Source organism: Staphylococcus canis, from assembly GCF_016238445.1.
GTDB classification, from domain to species: domain Bacteria; phylum Bacillota; class Bacilli; order Staphylococcales; family Staphylococcaceae; genus Staphylococcus; species Staphylococcus canis.
Genome location: NZ_JABANU010000014.1, coordinates 1 through 15839 on the forward strand (window position 1 = coordinate 1; position 15839 = coordinate 15839).

Consider the following 15839-nt stretch of genomic DNA (forward strand, 5'->3'; position numbering starts at 1 on the left):
TTTTCATCTTTAATGTTAAGTGTTTTTAATATAAAATAATTCATGGACGCATGATCTCCTTTATTATGGTTTTGGCACTTTTAATAATAGAGGTCATTGCGTCTTTTTGCATCTAAAAAGTAAAAAAATTGGACAAGCAACATTTATAATTAAATGTCACCAGTCCGATTTATTATAGAGCCTTTAAAATTAAAACAGGAAGATTTTTTATTTTTCATCATGAAAATCTTCCTGTTTTCGGTTCTGAGACACATTAATGTCCCACCCCCTATCATACGGTAAAATATACTATCTTTAAATTTGGATTCAACATCTTTATGAGGTGCTTGTCATATATCTCAAATAGTTAACTAATATTATATTCATCGCCCATTCAACATAAAAAGAGTATTCAAATGATCCCTTAAATATTCCCAATACCTCAATCTTTATTACTTCAAATTGTTGTGTTAGTTTAATACCTAATATCATCTGAATACTCTAAAATATGCTATTTAATGATTATTTTAAAAAATAAAATCCTCGTCATCAAATCTCTTTTTCAACTTCTCGAACTTCACCTTTTCAATCAGTGCATATCGTGCCATCGCATCAAATAGTTTAAATGTCGGCGCTTCATAATCCACTGGCTTATCCGGATCTGCCTTTTTAATGGACATTTCACGATGCATTAAAAAATGAAAGTACGTACAATTCAACATCTGATGTTTCAGACTATGGTAAGACACATTAATAATCACAGACTCATCGTTAACAAAAATAATTTTTGTTCTTGTTCCTTTTAATGGTTTTATCTTTCTTACAAAAAATGGATTAATCCAACAATTATCTGATACTCGATCCGAATGTGTTGGAAACAGATAGATAGCAAAGAGAGGTGCGACTAAAATTGGTGATTTATTAGAAATCCCACTAATCATTTTCGTTTGGCTTTTCCTGTTACTGTATGAGTCACCATAAAAACGACAGCTACGTTCCATCACCTTTTGAACTGGTAAATCAATAATAGTTTTACTACCATCGAATTGCCATACCTCTGTAATTTGATTGTTGTTTTTTTCCTTAGGAATTAAAATCATGTCAGATGACTTGATTGCTCGGTTATTATCTTTTAACATGTTTAATCCTCCTTATAAAAATTTTATTAAAGTACGAAATATATGTAACATATTTTTATCTCATCACTTTATTTTTCGTACAACAACCTCTATCTAAACTTAATTATATGCTAAATTTTGAATTAGTCAACATACTTATAGAATAAATTTAACTACATCATTACTTTTTTCATCATATAGACAAAACTTAAAAAATTCAGAAAACTTATTGCAATTTTCTTTTTCATTCGTTATACTGTTAAATAACTTATCACTCATAAGAAATAATATAGAGGAGCGATTAAAATGAAAAAACAAGCACATTTAAAAAATTATATTCATACTAATCCAATGCAAGTTGTAAATCAGCTTGGCGCTGAAATGATTATTGAAGATGCACTTAAAAATCAAAGAAAGAATGAGCTAAAAGCTTTAATCGATGAAGCTTTGATTCATAAAAATGAGCAGGAGTTTAACATGTATACAGAAGAATATATTCAATTGGAGGTTCAAAACGTTGGTTAATTCCTGTTGGCATTCCAGACTAAAATAAGTAGGACTCATGATTCTAATGAATACGAGCCCTACTTATTTTTATACCATTAAACTAATAATGTCTTCGCGATTAATATCACCAAAGTAATGATACATATCAAATGATGCTAACGCTTCTTGAATCGCTTCTTTTTGATGTGATACATCTTCAAGTGCATATTCTAAATCTGAAACGTCACCTTCACCAAAGAAATCTCCAAATATTTTCGCATGCACGATGCGTCCCTTTTTTACATCCAACTTAATTTGCACAAAGCCTTTTTCAAATTTTTGTTCACGTTCGAAATTATATTTTGGATTTTTTCCGTAATTCCAATTCCATGTTCGATATTTTTGATTACTTAATGCTTCGATATTTTTCCAATCCTCATCAGTTAAAATAAATTGTTCGACATCCTCGTCGCCAAATATTTGTTTAAGTATTTTTTTCTTAAACGTTTCAATATCAATTGGATGCTCTAAAAATTCTTGAATATTGGCAACACGTTTTCTAACTGATTTGATACCCTTAGATTGAATTTTTGCAGGGTTTACACGTAATGCATTTTGAACTTCATCCAAATCACTGTTTAACATTAACGTACCATGGCTGAACATTCGATCCTTAACTTTAACCATAGCATTACCTGAAATTTTAGCTTGTCCTACTTGAATGTCATTGCGACCTGAGAGTTCTGCGTTTACTCCCATATCATTTAAAGCTTTGACAATCGGCTCTGTGAATTTTTTAAAATTATGAAAGCTGTCACCATCATCTTTTGTTACAAAACTAAAATTGAGATTTCCAAAGTCATGATAAACTGCACCACCACCTGAAATACGTCTCACTACATCAATATTATGCTTTTCAATGTACGGTTGATATACTTCTTCAATCGTATTTTGATTTTTGCCGACGATAATAGATGGTCTATTAATATAAAATAAAAAGTAACTTTCACCATCATCCATTGGAACATTTTTTAACACGTACTCTTCCATAGCTAGATTAATCGTTGGATCTGTGTGATTATGATTATCAATAAACTTCATTATACAATGCTCCTTTTTAATATAGTTCTATATCAGTTATGCTATATTTATTGAGTTTTTTCCAATATTTCAACTTCAATAGTGTTAGAATGTGTCGATATAGCAAAATAAAGCATAAATTGTTTATTTAAATTGTAAATTTTAGTACAATATATGCTAGTTCATTTTCTTGAGGGGGTATTGTATATGACAATAGCTGAAGTTGGAGATATCGTAGAATTTCACGATGGTATTCGTGGTAAAGTCGAAAAAATAAATGACAATTCGGTCATTGTAGACTTAACAATCATGGAAAACTTTAATGATTTAGACTTACCAGAAAAAACGGTAATTAATCATAAACGATACAAAATTGTAGAACAAAAAGGATAATTGCTTATGAGAAAGATTAACAAGCCACTCCTATGGTTTATTTTAAGCTTTATCGTTTTTCATATTATTTTGCTTATCATGTGGGGTGAGCAAGGTGTTTATTGGCAATTATATACTGGAATCATGCTTATTGCAGCGATTAGCTATGTCTTTTATCAAAGAGACTTAACATCTAAACGCTTACTCACATCCATTGCGACTGGCCTTGGAACAGGACTTGTTCTTGTATTCATTCAATTCATATTCACGTGGTTAACACAAGATTTGACTTATCAAGCTTTGATTAAACAACTATCACGTACTGGTGTTTATTTTAAATGGCAAATGCTTGTAACACTGCTTATAGTCATGCCGTGTCATGAATTATATATTCGTTCAATATTACAAAAGCACCTAACTTTAATCACAAATCATGCTTGGATAGGGATTCTTGTAAGTGCCTTATTATCAAGTTCATTTTTTATTTACCTTGATCGTTGGTGGATTGTTATCTTCATTTTTGTCTGTCAACTTGTGTTAGGACTAAGTTATGCATTAACACGCCGTATTATCACGACTTCAATTGCTCAAATTGTAGCAGTAGTGATTTTATTGATCGTTCATGGTTAATGAGTATGACGAATAGCATCAAAATAAAGGCTGGGGTAATCACTTCATAACTTAAAGTGTATCCCAGCCTTTTGTATCAAACAATCTAAGTAAATGTTGGACCATGTTCAATCACTATTTGATATTTAGATTGCGGTATCGTTGAATGCTCTGACAAGTATCCAGCAATTAATTCTGGCATCGATTGTGGGTAGATGTGATGCAATGTCACCTCTTTAAGGATATCGCGATAATTTCGGTAACAATAATCCGTCATAGCAATACGATAATAATAATCTTGTCTCAAATTAAACTGTATCACGCGTTCATGTACTGGTTTGGACAAATCAACAGTATAATCAAAGCCACTCCAAAATAAATATAACGTCGGATCCATATTGTGAACTTTTATTTCATTATCCTCTATAGTAAGATGGGCCACACTTTCTTCAATTAGCGCTTTAATTTGACTTCCCCGTAAAGTGATATCTATCGGTTTATCTGGATGTGGGTATGCATGATAAATATCTGCGTTTTTCAATTTTCCTTTTAATCCTTTTGAATTAGGTAAAGGTAAATGTACACATGTTATTTCAGTTTCTGTTGCTTGTGCTATTGTTTCATGGAGCAATCGAATAAATGGATGTTGCTTTGACACCAATTCATGAAATGAATCAAAATGCGCATTTATCGGTGTTTGGGATACCGTTTCATGTTTCCATTTATGAATGGCCTTTCGATCATAATATGTGATATCAAGTAATTCCTGTTGTTCATCATATTGCGATAAGTCGATGATTTCTGGTTTCATATTAAGTAATTCATAACTGTTTCGACGCTTTTTAAATGTTGCTTCGACATGAATGATGTTTTCCGCATTTTGTCCTGCTTGTACAAGTAACGTTTGTCCATCGTGTTCAATCGCTGTTTCATGTTGGTGACCCGTAATAAACAAATCTGCTATTCCAATTTGATTCATAATTTCCTCTGCTTGATTGGCATCTTTCATATCTGTTCCTCGACTCATTTTCGATAAGCCACCATGATATAAAACAATCAAAAATTCAGGTTCCTCTTTTTCATAAATATAACGAATCCATCGTTTCGCCGAAAATGTTGCTTTTTCAACTGAAACATCTCGTTCCATTTCAATTTGTTCGTTTCGCATTAACCCTTCTGAAGTGATACCTACTACTGCAATACGTATACCTTCAATATCTTTAATCATATACGGTGTTGAAAAATAAGGCTCTTTCGTCACTTTATACTCAATATTTGCTGAAAGCCATTGAAAACGCGCAAGTGCTACAGATTTATTTAAAAATGGCAATCCAAATTTAAATTCATTAGCACTGACACCACTCGCATCATACTCCAATTCATTCATCAATTTAATCATAGGATGACGTTTATATGGAGCAATCACAGCGTAGTAAAAAGCCGTGATACTGCCTGCTAAACTACTTCCATTATCGAATAGTAGTACATTTTGATGTTGGCGACGCACCTCATCAATATATGTGCCTGCTCTATATATATGAGATGAATTATTCTCATTTAATATATGACTATGCATATCAGACGTCGCTAAAATATGAATATGTATCGTATCATGTTGCGTCATATACCCTCACCCCTGTCTTTGTTACACTCATTCTAACATATGACTGACCATCAAGTAGCCTTAAAGGTGTCAAAGCGCTTTCTTAGATTCAAAAGCAAAAAGGATGAAATCTACACAGTTGGTAGGTATTCATCCTTTTACTCATTTGGAATATGGTATGATTAACCAATTTGAATGCTTTCTTTTGGATAATGGAACTTAGCAGGCTCTCGATTCCCACTAATCATAATGATAAATGATATCAAGCCGACTCGTCCGATAAACATTAAAACCATAAGTACGCATTTAGAAACATTAGTTAAATCAGACGTAATCCCAGTTGATAATCCACAGGTTCCGAACGCAGACATCACTTCAAAATAAATTTTAATAAACGGCATACCTGAGCCTTCATTAATCATCATAATAAATGTTCCTAAGAAGACTAAGAAAATTGCGATGATAAATACCGCAAATGATCGCTGAATATCTTGGGAGTGAATTTCACGGTTAAATACTTTAATCGATGAACGTTCTGCGTTTGGTTTATAGTTAATTATAAACAATATTAAAATCGCAAATGTAGTCGTTCTGATACCACCACCGACAGAGCTTGGAGAAGATCCAATAAACATAAGTGCACCTAAAAATAGATTCGTAGCGTCTGAAAATTGAGAGACATCAAAGGTTTGGAGACCAGCACTTCTCGTTGTCACTGATTGGAACATGCTATAAAATAATATTTTGTGCCATGACTCATTTACAAATACACCGCGACTTTCTATTAATAAAATCCCTAGTATACCACCCACTAATATAATCAGATAAGTCACTGTAGTCACTTTAGCAAAAAGCGTAAATCTAAAATTAGGTATTTTATTTTTAATGTAAGCTTTAATTTCTAACAGAACTGGAAAGCCAATAGATCCTAATATGATTAACATCATAACAATCGTTTGTACAAAATAATCATTTGCATAAGGTATCAGAGACTCTCCTGTAATATCTAACCCACCATTAGTCGTTGCTGAGATAGATACAAAGACACCTTGTAATACTGCAGATTCAATATTATGAAGATCTCGATAAAAATAGAAAGTCAAAAAGAGCGCTCCGACCAGTTCAATCACCAAAATTGTACGTACAATATCTAGAATCAGCTGTACTGTCCCACTCATTTTATCCCTATTATTATCAAGCATAATTAATTGTCTTTCCCGAATACCAATCCGTTTTCCTAATACAACCCATAACAATGTACCTATCGCCATAACACCGATGCCGCCAATATTTAAAATAATTAAAATAATAATATATCCAAAAGCACTGTATGTTTCAGAAATATTAACAGGTGTAAGACCTGTAACACTCACACCAGAAACTGCAACAAACAATGTATCGATAGGTTTAACCGTTACACCAGGTTTATGAACCCCTGGTAAATTAAGTAATAAAAAAGCACCTATAATCGCTACAATATAGTACATCACTATCCCTTGTTGCGGACTTGCTTTTTTTAATAATTGTTGAACAATCGACATCTTCTCACCCTATCGTTTATTTCAATTTAAAAGAGATTTCTTTAACCTCCCCGTCTTGTGATACTTTAAGCTTAACGTTCTTTTGCATATCTGTATGTTGAAATATCTTCTGTCTATACTCTAAAGTATTTTTTATCGGTTGACCATCCACAGCAATGATAACATCATTCACTTTTAAATCTGTACCTTGCGCTGGACTATTAGGGTCAATCGCTCTTACAATCACACCGTCTTGTAAAGATTTTTGAATATTCAATGTTTGACGTGCTGTGGCATCGATATCTGCAACATTTTCGAGCTTAATCATTGTATTAGGGTGTTGCACTTCTCCTTTATCTACTAATGTATCAGCAATTTTTAATGCATCGTTAATAGGAATGGCAAACGCCATATTCTCGACATTAGGCATACTGATTTTGAGAGAAGCGATACCGATTAAATTGCCATTTTGATCGATAACTGCGCCCCCTGAATCACCAGGATTAATAGGCGCATCAACTTGGAAGGCATGCATTAGCATATCATACTGGTTATCTCTATCAATATCAACTGGTACATTACGATCTAATCCTGAAATAATACCTTCACCTACTGTATTTTGAAAATCAAGACTTAAAGGGTTTCCTACAACAATAATAGGTTCTCCAAGTACTAAATGATTAGAATCGCCAAGAGATAAAGGCTTAAGAAAATTATTCTTAGGTGCTTTTACTGTCATAACTGCTATGTCCGTCCACTTATCTTTACCAATCACTTGCCCTTGAATTTTTTTATTTTTATCATAAGTTAACTCATGTGTTTTTCGATCACCTACGACATGCGCATTCGTTAATATATAAAGAGTGTCGCCCACCTTTTTGTAGACGACACCTGATCCACTTTCGTTTTCTATTTGTGCTTGTGATTGGACATCCTCAACTGTATCAGGAACTTGTGTGTTATTATTTTCAATCGAAACAACCGAATGCGTTGCAATTTCAGCATTTTTCATAGTGTTTGTAACAGTTTTACTTTGAGCATTCACTGTTTCATTATTACCTTGACGATCATGATTGACATTATTAAAAATTGAATAGAGTAAGAATAGAATCAACAAAATTGCTAATAAAACGAGCATTTTAGCCCATTCTTTTGAAAGAAATGTTGTTACTTTTTCTGTCCAATCCTTCTGTGAATGATACTGATGTTTTGTATCGGCTTGTACGTTCTCATCGTTATGTGTTTCTTTTTCTGTAAGGGAGGCAGGCGGCGTTGACTGCTCTTTCGGTTTTTGATGCGCTTGTTGAATATGTTTAGCTTGTTGCTTATATAAGTTTTGTTGCTTTTTAGAAATAGCATCATCTTTTTGAGATGCAGATTTTCCAGATGACGTAGTTAAACCTGAAACTGTTTGTTCTCCATCATTGCTTGATGTATCCATTTTATGCTCATAGTCTTCATGTGTAATCTTCTCGACACGTGCTTTTCTTAAATTATCCTTCACACGCTCTTCATTATTTTTAATTTGTTCTTTTTCTTTTTGCGCTTTTAGTGCTTGCTGCTTTTGTTGAGCAATGATACGTTGTTCACGTTCTTCATTATGAAAAAACTCACGGCGCTGTCTCTTGTATTGACGTCGTGGAATCACATGCTTTTCATCATTTTTCATGGCATGCCCCTCCTATAATATCTTTCTTACTATTATGCCATATCATTCACTAAATTTCTGTAATATTTCATATGTATTTGAAAAAAATAATTAAAAGAATGATACAAATGAATTAAGTGCTTTGTACCATTCTTCATAAGGTTCTAGTTATTAAGATTTAGATTTGTGCTTTTTATTACGGACAACTGATGTAAACCATCCTGCTGCAACTAGACCAATCATCACGACCCAGAAAATAATTTGCCATGTTGTAGAGTGTGGGAAGTCATGTGGAATAATACCGATATCGTCGTGTGCAAGTACTAAAATTACTAATTTAATACCTACCCATCCAACAATCGCAAATGCAGCTACTTCTAAGCCGGGATATTTGTTTAATAATTCCACGAAGAATGTTGCTGCAAAACGCATTAATACAACACCTATTAATCCACCTGTTAACATCACTAAAAATTGACCTAAGTCCATACCGCCAAAATGTATACCCACTTTTGGCAGTGTTACAGCAATCGCTAAAGCAGCTAACATAGAGTCAATCGCAAACGCAATATCTGCAAATTCTACTTTTGCAACTGTCGCCCAGAATGTTTTGGCATCCACTTCTTTTTCTGCTTCAGATTCATCTGTAGTATCTTCGTCTTCAGATTGACTGTCTGAATCATTTTTATGTTTAAAGAAATCATATAAATTTTTAGCAGACATATACAGCAGATAAATTGCACCTAATGCCTGTATCCACCAGAAGTTCGCTAAAATACTAATTAAAAATAATGCAATGAAACGAAATACAAACGCACCTAACAATCCATAGAACAACGCTTTCTTACGTTGTTTTGGTGGTAAGTGCTTAACCATCACGGCCATAACGATTGCGTTATCTGCTGCAAGTAATCCTTCTAAAAATACTAAAACTAGGACAACCCAACCGTAGGATAAGATTAAACTTGGATCCATGAATAAGACAACTCCTTATTTTTATGATCAGTTCACCATATTGAACTGAGACAAAATTAAAAGACCTATGCTAAATTAATAGCAAAGGTCTCACCTAGCATACATTGCCCGCTTCACCGGAAGATATTATTCTTCGTAATGACGACAAAGCGTGAGATTGAAATCAAGAATCAATCCCCAAGTTACTCCCCTCTGACCAAAAGTCATAGGTTATTTAATTATGATATAGCCATTATACCCATATTATTTTAAAAATAACAGTAGTTTTAAAGATTTATTTAATCCTATAATAGACTGTATAACTTAATTTCAGGGAATTTTTCTTCAAACCAACGTGTCGCAAAATCATTCTCAAATAAAAACACTTTGTTGTCGTAACGGTCATTCACAAGAATTGAACGACTTGTATTCATTTTTTCTTGAATGTCTTCTTCATTTTCAATCCAGCGCGCGATCTTTTTACCCACAGGTTCCATCACAACATCTACGTTATATTCATTTTTCATACGGTGCTCAAATACCTCAAATTGAAGTTGACCCACAGCACCGAGTATAATTTGATTGGTATGTGGAGATTTATAATATTGAATCGCACCTTCTTGAACCAATTGCTCAATCCCTTTATGGAAATGTTTTTGCTTCATTACATTTTTAGGTGACACTTTCATAAAGATTTCCGGCGTGAATTGTGGTAAGGCTTTAAAATTGAATTTTTGATTACCGCCTACTAACGTATCTCCAATTTGATAATTTCCCGTATCATACAAACCAATAATGTCACCACTCACAGCATGATTGACTGTTTCTTTATCATCTGCCATAAAACTTGTAGATCGTGTAATTTTTTGACTTTTACCAGTGCGCTGTAATTTCACATTCATACCACGTTCAAAAGCACCACTCACGACTCTCATAAACGCAATACGATCTCGGTGTTTTGGATCCATATTTGCTTGTATTTTAAAGATAAAACCAGAAAATGCTTCATCAAATGGACTCACTTCAACCTCTTCTTCAGTTTGACGTGAGTGTGGCATTGGTGCAAAATCAACATAGGCATTCAAGAAATTTTGAACACCAAAATTCGCTAATGCTGAACCAAAGAATACAGGTGTTAAATCTCCTGTCATCAATGCATCTTTATCAAAACTCTCTCCCGCTTCTTCAACAAGCATCATTTCTTCAATTGCTTGTTGAAACGCACTGTCATGAGCAATATCATGTTGCTCTTCTAATTCATAGTCTTTATTAATATGCAATGTGTTTTCTTCATCTCTAAATGGTTCGATTGAACGTGTCTTGCGATCAATGATTCCAAAAAAGTTTTGACCCATACCTATCGGCCAATTCATTGGATAGGTTTCAATACCGAGTGTTGACTCGATTTCATCTAGTAATTCGAATGGTTCTTTCCCCACTCGGTCTAATTTGTTGATAAATGTAAAAATAGGAATACCACGCATTTTACATACTTTAAATAATTTTAACGTTTGCGGTTCAATCCCTTTAGCACAGTCAATAACCATGACAGCACTATCAACTGCCATGAGTGTACGATACGTATCTTCAGAGAAATCTTCATGCCCTGGTGTATCTAGAATATTAATTTTATAATCATCATAATCAAACTGCATGACAGAACTTGTAACAGAAATACCACGTTCTTGTTCTACTTTCATCCAGTCACTTGTTGCAAATTTACCTGTTTTCTTTCCTTTAACTGTCCCAGCTTCACGAATCGCACCGCTAAAGAAGAGTAACTTTTCCGTTAATGTCGTCTTCCCAGCATCCGGGTGAGAAATAATCGCAAAGGTTTTTCGAGATTCCACTTCATTTTTTATGCTCATATATAAACTCCTTTATTTTTAAGTTTCTTGTATCCAGTTCGTGATTCTTAAAGCTAATACTTGGGCTTCATCTTCCTCTAAAACATTGAACAAATGAATAAAGAGATGTTCAGTAAGTGCTTCTCCATACAACTCTCCATCTATTTGAATAGACCATAATAAATCTGGAATAGAAACCACAAAATAATCTTCTTTTTTATTTTGATATATAAAAACTTTTGCAGAGTACTGTTCACTATGACTTTCTCTAATTTTCAAGAGGACCGCCTCCAAATTTTTTATATGCAGCTTCTAAACCAATTAAATCATCTCTATGCGGGACTTTTACATGTCCTGGCATGATTTGGTATGGTTCTCTTCCTTTTGAAGCAAGTACTACCGTATCTCCAGGCTCAGCAACTTGAATAGCATGACGAATACCTTCTGCACGATCTGTAAATTCCACATAATTTGAATGTGTCGCACCTTTTGCGAGTTCAGCTGTTAACATTTTAGGATCATCATTTGCTGGATTGTCTGGCGTGAAAATCACATAATCTGCTCGTGAAGCGACACGCCCCATTTCAGGGGTTTTCGTTAAATCACGCTCACCAGCCATTCCCACTAAAAATATGAGTTTCTGTTTTACAAATGGTTCTACAGCATCTATCAACTTTGTCATACCGTCTGCTGTATGTGCATAGTCAATAATCAAATCTATAGGTAATGAAGGGTCTAACACCTCTAGACGACCTTCAACAGGCTCTAATTCAGAAACAACATTAATAATCGATTGCATATCCGCTCCTTTCGCCCATACTGCTAAAATCGCTGCCATAATATTTAAAACGTTGAAGCGACCAACATATGGCGACTGTACGTTGAATGTACCAAATGGCGTCACAAAATCGAATGTTACACCTTGTAGGGATTCTTGTATATTTTGAGCTGTAAACTGTGCATCTGACTCAATCGCGTATGTGATTGTTTCGTATGGTGTCACGGAACGTAAATATGTAGAAAAATCATCATCGTTATTAATAATTGCATATTTCGTTTTAGTTAAATCTTGACCTAATTGACTAAATAATAATGACTTAGCATGACCATAAGCTTCCATTGTACCGTGAAAATCCAGATGATCTTGGGTTAAGTTTGAAAAAATCGCAATATCAAATTCCACTCCACTAAGACGTCCTAAAGATAGCCCATGCGAAGAAACTTCTAAAGTCATCGCTTCAGCGCCCGCTTGAACTGCTTCATGCATCTTCTTAGTCAGAGAAACTGTTTCAGGTGTCGTATTGGCACCTTTTGTGATTGTTTCATTGAGTTGAAAACCATTTGTACCAAGGTAAGCACTGCCTTTACCAAGATGACGATAAATATGATGAATCATTGTCGCAATTGATGTTTTACCGTTTGTTCCTGTAACTCCAATTGTTGTCAGATGTTGACTCGGATAATTATACAAACGATGTGCAATGTGACTTGCTACTCTCAACGTATCTGGAACAATCACTTGTGTTACATCACCTTTAAGGTCTAGTTCATGATTTACAACAACACATTGACATCCCTGTTCAACTACGCTTTGAGCAAATCGGTGACTATCCACTGTATAACCAACAGAAGCCACAAATATACTTCCTTTTTTAGCCGTACGTGAATCTGTCGTAATATCATCTATTTGAATATCTAAATTACCAATTACTTTTTTTATTAATACATGTTCGAATAGCTGTTGCGCATCCACTCATATCTCTCCTTTTTTATCCATTTATGTATTATACACCTTTTATATTCAATGATATATAAATAGACTAATTTTTCTTCACGATTCGAATGATATCATTATCGTATTTGACGATTAAAAAACAATTTTTATGGGTAATGATATTTAAATTATAATGTAAAATTTCCTCAAAAAAATAATGCATTTTTCATTTTATCGTAGTTGATTATGACTTTAAATGCATTGTAACACCATAGAACCATTATCATTTAATATCTAGATGTTCTTTATCTTATCTGTTGTATCGGTACTTAGATTATATTATGATATTATAATGAATTCACGAAATGCGTGTACAAAAAGAATGATATGATTACAATTATAACTTTACAAAGCATATCATTACTTTACAATGTTGAGTTTTATATAAGATGTCATTTTAGCACATCACAAATGTAACAAATTAGGTTACACTAACGTTAACTAACTATGTTCAAATTGATATGGAGGGGGCCTTTATAGTGTCTCAAAAGAAGAAAATATTAATTATTACGGGTTCATTCGGTAACGGTCATATACAAGTGACAAATAGTATTATTGAACAATTGCATAATATGAACTTAAACAACCTTACAGTCATCCAACATGACTTATTCCTAGAAGCACACCCTATCATAACGACTTTAACTAAAAAATGGTATATTAATAGCTTTAAATATTTCCGTCGGATGTATAAAGCATTCTATTATAGTCGTCCTGACCAGTTAGATAAATGTTTTTATAAATATTATGGTCTCAATAAGTTAGTTAACTTACTGCTTAAAGAAAAACCCGATTTAATTCTCTTAACGTTTCCGACACCGGTAATGTCAGTATTAACAGAGCAATTCAATATGAATATTCCTATTGCTACTGTGATGACAGATTATCGTATGCATAAAAATTGGATTACACCATATTCAGAACGTTACTATTTAGCGACTGAAGATTTAAAAAATGAATTTATGTCAATCGGAATCCCAGAATCACATTTAAAAGTCACTGGTATCCCAATTTCCGAAAAATTCGAAATGAATATAGATAGAGCAGAATGGTTACGCTCACATGGGTTAGATCCAAATGCACAAACTATCTTAATGTCTGCTGGTGCATTTGGTGTTTCGAAAGGATTTGAATCCATGATACAACGTGTAGTTGACGAAAGTCCTAATGCACAAGTCGTCATGATTTGTGGTAGAAATAAGTCCTTAAAACGCCAACTTACTGCAGCTTTTAAAGATAATCCTAATGTTTTAATCTTAGGCTTTACTAAGCATATGAATGAGTGGATGGCTTCAAGTCACCTCATGCTTACCAAACCTGGAGGTATTACCATTTCTGAAGCGTTTATTCGCAAAGTGCCAATGATATTTTTAAACCCTGCACCTGGACAAGAGCTTGAAAACGCGCATTATTTTGAAATGAAAGGATTCGGTAAAATTGCAAATACACCTTCAGAAGCAATAGATATTATGACGTATCTTACACAAAATCCTTCTGAAATTGAGACAATGATTCAAAATCTATCGAGAGAAAGAATTCCATATTCAACACAACGTCTGTGTTTAGATCTTTTAGATTTATTACACAATGCATCCCACTCAGAAAATATTTATGGAAAGGTTCCTTTGTATGCAAAGCTACTCGTCAAATAATTACAGTGCTCATAAAAACTTTTATATTTTACTCATTATTTTGTTTTTAATGGAATTAGCAAGAGGTATGTATGTTTTAAGCTATCTTACAATACTCCCAACTGTCACATCAGTTGCGGTTGGGATTACATCTCTTGCAATCTCTATTCACTTTGTAGCAGATTCTGTTTCTAATTTTGTTATTGGCTTTGTCCTTAAACGGTTAGGTCCCCGCATCGTGCTCGTAATCGGATTTTTACTTGCTTTAGTGAGTTTAAGTTTAGTTATACTTTTTCCAATTTCCCCTATCGTATTGCTCATAAGTGCAGTTATGCTAGGTATTGCTGTGTGTCCGATTTGGGTAATTATGCTAGCAAGTGTCGATGAGCGCTCACGCGGTAAACAAATGGGCTACGTCTATTTCGCTTGGTTATCAGGATTATTAGTCGGTATGATTGGTATGAATCTCTTATTTAAAGTGCACGCTACACATTATAACTTTCTAATGGCATTGTGTATTGCGATTGCGCTCATTTTATATTTCTTTGTAAAAGTCCGTTTAACAGATTACAATACTAAAAATGTAAAGCAACAATTAAAACAAATTGTGAGTGTAACGAAACGTCATTTAATTTTATTCCCAGGGATATTACTTCAAGGTATCGCAATTAGTGCCTTGGTTCCTGTTTTACCACAATATGCTTTAAATATTGTAGGTGTTTCTACTATAGAGTATACGTTTGCTATTATTATAGGTGCTATCGGTTGTACGATATCTATGTTGTTGCTTTCAAAATTAATTGATAGTCACTCTACTCTATTTATGTACTGGGTTATTTTTATAGGATTTATGATTTACGGCGTATCTATTTTTTCTCTCACAATGATTACAGAAATCCATATCGTTTGGATTATTGCGTTTGGAATTGGATTGTTATATGGTTTATTATTACCTGCTTGGAACACGTTTATGGCGGGTTTTATTCATTCTAGTGAGCAAGAAGAAACATGGGGCGTTATTAATAGTATCCAAGGCTTTGGCGCAATGATCGGTGCATTTTTAGGCGGACAAATTTCGCAAGTCTCAAGTAACCCTATCTATTCGTTTTACTTTGCGACACTATTGATTTTGTTTCTTGCTTTATTTTACGGTATATATTTTCTTAAACGTCGCACTAAAATTCAACATTAATAACTATAAAAAAGGCTAGGACATCT

14 protein-coding genes are annotated in these 15839 nt (G+C 33.7%); 5 read left to right on the plus strand and 9 right to left on the minus strand.

From position 1 onward, the window contains the following. Window positions 1-506: 506 nt before the first annotated feature. Window positions 507-1118 (minus strand): competence protein ComK, encoded by a 612-nt coding sequence (locus tag HHH54_RS06460; protein WP_198618027.1) that lies wholly within the window; start codon window positions 1116-1118, stop codon window positions 507-509. 285 nt (window positions 1119-1403) lie between these two features. Between HHH54_RS06460 and HHH54_RS06465 the strand changes: the two genes are divergently transcribed. After that, a complete protein-coding gene (locus tag HHH54_RS06465) occupies window positions 1404-1622 on the plus strand; it encodes an IDEAL domain-containing protein (RefSeq protein WP_198618028.1) in 219 nt (72 codons plus the stop codon). 69 nt (window positions 1623-1691) lie between these two features. On the opposite strand, the gene lplA is transcribed toward HHH54_RS06465, so the two are convergent. Beyond that, entirely contained in the window at window positions 1692-2684 is a 993-nt protein-coding gene (gene lplA, locus HHH54_RS06470; RefSeq protein WP_198618029.1) for a lipoate--protein ligase, read from the minus strand. A 186-nt stretch (window positions 2685-2870) separates the two neighbouring features. Between lplA and HHH54_RS06475 the strand changes: the two genes are divergently transcribed. Together HHH54_RS06475 and HHH54_RS06480 are read left to right on the plus strand one after the other, a co-directional pair. After that, entirely contained in the window at window positions 2871-3056 is a 186-nt protein-coding gene (locus tag HHH54_RS06475) for a YkvS family protein (protein WP_198618030.1), read from the plus strand. Window positions 3057-3062: 6 nt separating this feature from the next. Then, a complete protein-coding gene (locus HHH54_RS06480; protein ID WP_198618031.1) occupies window positions 3063-3665 on the plus strand; it encodes a CPBP family glutamic-type intramembrane protease in 603 nt (200 codons plus the stop codon). Between the two features lie 85 nt (window positions 3666-3750). On the opposite strand, the gene HHH54_RS06485 is transcribed toward HHH54_RS06480, so the two are convergent. From HHH54_RS06485 to HHH54_RS06515, 7 genes are all read right to left on the minus strand, one after another. Then, the gene (locus HHH54_RS06485) at window positions 3751-5268 is read right to left on the minus strand and encodes a bifunctional metallophosphatase/5'-nucleotidase (RefSeq protein ID WP_198618032.1); all 1518 of its coding nucleotides are present in this window, start codon (window positions 5266-5268) and stop codon (window positions 3751-3753) included. A gap of 161 nt (window positions 5269-5429) precedes the next feature. Beyond that, window positions 5430-6788, minus strand: a complete 1359-nt coding sequence (locus tag HHH54_RS06490) for a TrkH family potassium uptake protein (RefSeq protein WP_198618033.1) — start codon at window positions 6786-6788, stop codon at window positions 5430-5432. Between the two features lie 16 nt (window positions 6789-6804). Continuing rightward, window positions 6805-8436 (minus strand): S1C family serine protease, encoded by a 1632-nt coding sequence (locus tag HHH54_RS06495; RefSeq protein ID WP_198618034.1) that lies wholly within the window; start codon window positions 8434-8436, stop codon window positions 6805-6807. 150 nt (window positions 8437-8586) lie between these two features. After that, complete coding sequence (locus HHH54_RS06500; protein ID WP_198618035.1) at window positions 8587-9390, minus strand: TerC family protein; 804 nt, start codon at window positions 9388-9390, stop codon at window positions 8587-8589. 284 nt (window positions 9391-9674) lie between these two features. After that, window positions 9675-11237 carry a peptide chain release factor 3 gene (locus HHH54_RS06505; RefSeq protein ID WP_198618036.1) on the minus strand — a complete coding sequence of 521 codons (1563 nt, stop codon included), beginning with the start codon at window positions 11235-11237 and terminating at the stop codon, window positions 9675-9677. A gap of 18 nt (window positions 11238-11255) precedes the next feature. Then, window positions 11256-11495: a YueH family protein gene (locus HHH54_RS06510; RefSeq protein ID WP_198618037.1), complete on the minus strand. Its 240-nt coding sequence runs from the start codon at window positions 11493-11495 to the stop codon at window positions 11256-11258. After that, window positions 11485-12969, minus strand: a complete 1485-nt coding sequence (locus tag HHH54_RS06515) for a UDP-N-acetylmuramoyl-L-alanyl-D-glutamate--L-lysine ligase (RefSeq protein ID WP_198618038.1) — start codon at window positions 12967-12969, stop codon at window positions 11485-11487. Before HHH54_RS06515 ends, HHH54_RS06510 begins: the two co-directional genes overlap by 11 nt. A gap of 497 nt (window positions 12970-13466) precedes the next feature. Between HHH54_RS06515 and HHH54_RS06520 the strand changes: the two genes are divergently transcribed. Both HHH54_RS06520 and ltaA read left to right on the plus strand, forming a co-directional pair. Further along, window positions 13467-14642 carry a diglucosyl diacylglycerol synthase gene (locus tag HHH54_RS06520; RefSeq protein WP_198618085.1) on the plus strand — a complete coding sequence of 392 codons (1176 nt, stop codon included), beginning with the start codon at window positions 13467-13469 and terminating at the stop codon, window positions 14640-14642. Continuing rightward, window positions 14620-15813 (plus strand): lipoteichoic acid biosynthesis MFS flippase LtaA, encoded by a 1194-nt coding sequence (gene ltaA, locus HHH54_RS06525; protein ID WP_198618039.1) that lies wholly within the window; start codon window positions 14620-14622, stop codon window positions 15811-15813. The genes HHH54_RS06520 and ltaA overlap by 23 nt, the downstream gene beginning before the upstream one ends. Window positions 15814-15839 lie beyond the last annotated feature (26 nt).